This is a genomic window from Actinotalea ferrariae (assembly GCF_019733465.1).
Lineage (GTDB): Bacteria > Actinomycetota > Actinomycetes > Actinomycetales > Cellulomonadaceae > Actinotalea > Actinotalea ferrariae_A.
Window position 1 is genome coordinate 1 of record NZ_JACVQL010000211.1, and the last position, 4,192, is coordinate 4,192.

The window sequence follows — 4,192 nt, forward strand, 5'->3', positions numbered from 1 at the left end:
CGCGACGTCGAGCTTCTGCATGCCGAGCATCGCCTGGAACGCACGGTTGACGCCGTCCTTGTCGGGCCGGGTCATCATGTCGTCGAGCTGCCGTGGCACCACCTGCCACGAGACGCCCCAGCGGTCGCGCAGCCACCCGCACTGGCTCGGCTCGCCGCCGTCGGCGGTCAGCGCCCCCCAGTAGTGGTCCACCTCGGCCTGCGTGTCGCAGGTGAGGTAGAACGAGAACGCCTCGTCGAGCCGGAACTGCGGCCCCGCGTTGATCGCGGTCACGGGCATGCCGTCGAGCACGAACTCGACGATGAACGCCGCGCCCTCCTCGACCCCTGGCGTCCCGGGCAGTGCCTCGATGACGCGGGTCACCGAGGAGTTCTTGATCGTCGCGGCGTAGAAGGCGGCGGCCTCCTCGGCGCCGGAGCTGAACCAGAGGTGCGGTCGGACGTCTCCCATGACGGTCTCCTCAGAACGGCGGGTGCTGGCCCCAGGACAGACCCCCGCCCTCCCCACAACTCATCGGCCCCCGCGGCTCCACTCGGCGCGCACCCACCCCCACCCCCACCCATCCCCGCAGACCGGAGCGGTTCCGTGCGACACACCCGCGTGTCGGCACCGGAACGCTCCGGTCTGCGTGGGTGGTGGTGGGTGAGGGCTGAGGCGGCGGACGAGGCGGGGAGTCAGGCCGGGTGGGCCGACTCCGCGGCGTCCACCACGTTGGCCAGGAGCATCGCGCGGGTCATGGGGCCGACGCCGCCCGGGTTGGGCGACACCCACGCCGCGACCTCGGCGACGCCCGGCGCGACGTCGCCCGCGACGCGGCTCTTGCCCGTCGCCGGGTCCGCCACGCGCGAGACGCCGACGTCGATCACCGCGGCGCCCGGCTTCACCATGTCGGCCGTGATCATGCCCGGCACCCCGGCCGCCGCGACGACGACGTCGGCCGTGCGCGTGAGCGCGGCCAGGTCGCGCGTGCCGGTGTGGGTGAGGGTGACGGTCGCGTTGACCGCGCGCCGCGTGAGCAGCAGGCCGATCGAGCGACCGACCGTCGTGCCGCGCCCCACGACGACGACGTGCGCGCCGGCCAGCTCGACGCCGTGCCGGACGAGGAGCTCGATGATGCCCCGCGGCGTGCACGGCAGCGCGGACGTGACGTCCTCGTTGACGCGCAGCACGAGCCGCCCGAGGTTGGTCGGGTGCAGGCCGTCGGCGTCCTTCTCGGGGTCGACGAGCTCGAGCACGCGGTTGGTGTCGACGCCCTTCGGCAGCGGCAGCTGCACGATGAACCCGGTGCACGCAGGGTCGTCGTTGAGCCGGCGCACAGCCGCCTCGATCTCGTCCTGCGTCGCCGTCTCGGGCAGGTCCTCGCGGATCGAGGCGATGCCCACCTCGGCGCAGTCCTTGTGCTTGCCGTTGACGTACCAGGTCGAGCCCGGGTCGGCGCCGACCAGCAGCGTCCCGAGCCCGGGCCGCACGCCGCGCGCCGCGAGGGCGGCGACGCGCTCGGTCAGCTCGGCCTTGATCGCCGCCGCGGTCGCGGTCCCGTCGAGGACGCGCGCCGTCACTGCTGGAGCCCGGGGTAGAGCGGGAACGCGTCGGTCAGGCGGGCGACGCGCGCGGAGAGCTGCTCGACGTCGGTGCCCTGCCCCTGCACCAGCGCGGTGGCGATGATGTCCGCCACCTCGGTGAACTCCTCCGCGCCGAACCCGCGCGTCGCGAGCGCGGGCGTGCCGATCCGCAGGCCGGACGTGACGCGGGGCGGGCGGGGGTCGAACGGCACGGCGTTCCGGTTCACGGTGATGCCCGCGGCGTGCAGGAGGTCCTCCGCCTGCTGCCCGTCGAGCTCGGACCTGCGCAGGTCGACGAGCACGAGGTGCACGTCGGTCCCGCCGGTGAGCACCGAGACACCCGCGGCGGCGACGTCGGGCTGCGACAGCCGGTCGGCGATGATGCGGGCGCCCTCGAGCGTGCGCTCCTGGCGCTCGCGGAAGGCGTCGGTGCCGGCCACCTTGAACGAGACGGCCTTGGCGGCGATCACGTGCATGAGCGGGCCGCCCTGCTGGCCGGGGAAGACCGCGGAGTCGATCTTCTTGCCGAGCTCCTCCTTCGCCAGGATGAAGCCCGAGCGGGGGCCGCCGATGGTCTTGTGGACGGTCGAGGAGACGACGTCGGCGTGCGGCACGGGGCTCGGGTGGAGCCCGGCCGCGACGAGGCCCGCGAAGTGCGCCATGTCGACCCAGAGGCGCGCGCCGACCTCGTCGGCGATCTCGCGGAAGGCGGCGAAGTCCAGGTGCCGCGGGTACGCGGACCAGCCGGCGACGATGACGTGGGGACGGTGCTCGAGGGCGCGGGCGCGCACGACGTCCATGTCCACGAGGAACGTCTCGGGGTCCACCCCGTAGGCGCCGACGTCGTACAGCTTGCCCGAGAAGTTGATCTTCATGCCGTGCGTCAGGTGGCCGCCGTGCGCCAGCTCGAGGCCGAGGAGCCGGTCCCCCGCGTTGGCGAGCGCGTGCATGACGGCGGCGTTGGCGGTCGCGCCCGAGTGCGGCTGGACGTTCGCGTGCTCGGCGCCGAAGAGCGCCTTGGCGCGCGCGATCGCGAGCGACTCGGCGACGTCGACCTGCTCGCAGCCGCCGTAGTAGCGCCGACCGGGGTACCCCTCGGCGTACTTGTTCGTCAGGACGGAGCCCTGCGCCTGGAGGACGGCGCGGGGCACGAAGTTCTCGCTCGCGATCATCTCGAGCGTGCCGCGCTGCCGCGCGAGCTCGCCGTCGAGGACGGCGGCGATCTCGGGGTCCAGCTCGGACAGCGGCTGGTCGAGCGTGTGGTCGGGGGTCACGTCGGAGCTCATGCGGCTCTCCTCGGCATCAGCGGTGCGGTGGTGGCCCCGGCTCGGTCCGGGCACGCACACGCGGTGTGGTGACCGGGGGCCCAGGCGTACGACCCGAAGTCTGATGCTGCGTCGCTCCCCGGTGGTGACCCACCTCTTCGCCAGTCGCGACGCGGCACAGCGTAGCAAGCCGGACCGGTCGGTCGGACGGCCAGGGGGTCAGTCGGACGGCTCGGGCTCCGGGTCGTCGCCCAGGATCTTGCGCAGGTAGGCGTACGTGAGGTCGCCCGCGGCCTGGTCGTACTGGTGCTCGTACCCGTGCTTCGTGTACATCGCGAGGTTCTGCACCGAGTCCTGGCCCGTGAAGACCCACACCTCGGAGGTGTCCGCCGGGAGCCGCTCGGGCACGGCGAGCAGGAGCTGCGTGCCGATGCCCTGCCCCTGGAGGTCCGGGGCGACGGCGAGCCGGCCGAGCGTCGCCTTCGTGCCCTCGCGCCCGATGCGGATGGAGCCGACGAGGCGCGGGCCGATCCACGCGCCCAGCGTCACGACGTCGGGGTCCGCAAGGTCCGCCCGCAGCTCGTCGAGCGTCTGCGTCAGCGGCGGGATGTGCGGGTCGTCGTAGAGCTGCGCCTCGCTGACGAACGCGGCTCGCCGCACGGTCAGCAGCTCCCCGGCCGCCTCGTCGCCGACGACGTCGATCCTCACCTCGGGCGTGCTCATGCGCCCATCGTCCCATCGCGGCCGCGACCCGGGCGACCGACGCTCCGCTGGCGAGACGCGGGCCCCGAGCCGCTCAGCCGGCAGGCGGCACGTACCGGACGCCCACCGTCGAGGCGACCGCGGCGAGCTCCGCCTCGAAGTACGGCTCGACGTCGGAGAACATGAAGCCGATCTGGCCGAACACCTCCATGCAGATGACGCCGTACAGGCGCACCCACGAGCGTGCGAACACCCAGAGCGCACCGGGATCGACCTCGACGTCGTGCATCCCGGCGAACGAGACGAGCTGCTCGCACACCGCGCGCGGGAGCTCGGCCTCGCTCGGCACGTCGAACGGCTGCTGGTGCCACATGGTGAGGAAGAGCTCGAAGAAGAGCGCCGCGAACCGCAGCGTGTCGGCGTCCTTGCCGCTGTCGTGCAGCTCGTGGTGGCTCCGGCCGAACATGAGCCCGAACTCGGCGGGGTGCTCGACCGCCCATCTCCGGAAGGACCGCACCGCGGCGTGCAGCCGGTCGGCCAGGTCCTCGCCGGCATCGTCCAGCGCGGCCCCGATTGCGTCGGCGACCTCGGCGAACAGGTCGGCGCACAGCCCCTCGAGCAGGTCGTCCAGGCTCTCGAAGTACCGGTAGAGCGCCGGCGCGG

Annotated in this window: 5 protein-coding genes and 1 riboswitch; all 5 genes read right to left on the reverse strand. The window is 73.2% G+C overall.

The window, feature by feature from the left end; translation table 11 throughout:
- The coding region (locus ICW40_RS15720; RefSeq protein ID WP_221654959.1) for a VOC family protein at positions 1-450 on the reverse strand (450 nt) is incomplete at its 3' end.
- A 224-nt stretch (positions 451-674) separates the two neighbouring features.
- Positions 675-1,559 carry a bifunctional methylenetetrahydrofolate dehydrogenase/methenyltetrahydrofolate cyclohydrolase gene (locus tag ICW40_RS15725; RefSeq protein WP_221654960.1) on the reverse strand — a complete coding sequence of 295 codons (885 nt, stop codon included), beginning with the start codon at positions 1,557-1,559 and terminating at the stop codon, positions 675-677.
- Positions 1,556-2,848, reverse strand: a complete 1,293-nt coding sequence (gene glyA, locus ICW40_RS15730) for a serine hydroxymethyltransferase (RefSeq protein ID WP_221654961.1) — start codon at positions 2,846-2,848, stop codon at positions 1,556-1,558. The genes ICW40_RS15725 and glyA overlap by 4 nt, the downstream gene beginning before the upstream one ends.
- Before the next feature lie 71 nt (positions 2,849-2,919).
- A riboswitch (ZMP/ZTP riboswitch) is annotated at positions 2,920-3,006 on the reverse strand.
- A gap of 40 nt (positions 3,007-3,046) precedes the next feature.
- Positions 3,047-3,550, reverse strand: coding sequence for a GNAT family N-acetyltransferase (locus tag ICW40_RS15735; protein ID WP_221654962.1), 504 nt, complete (start codon positions 3,548-3,550; stop codon positions 3,047-3,049).
- Positions 3,551-3,623: 73 nt separating this feature from the next.
- On the reverse strand, positions 3,624-4,192 hold a 569-nt coding region (locus ICW40_RS15740), incomplete at its 5' end, for a TetR/AcrR family transcriptional regulator (protein ID WP_221654963.1).

Bases quoted from the DNA above. Each gene is read 5' to 3' on its own strand.
- ICW40_RS15735 (WP_221654962.1), bottom strand. From the start codon at position 3,550: ATGAGCACGCCCGAGGTGAGGATCGACGTCGTCGGCGACGAGGCGGCC.
- glyA (WP_221654961.1), bottom strand. From the start codon at position 2,848: ATGAGCTCCGACGTGACCCCCGACCACACGCTCGACCAGCCGCTGTCC.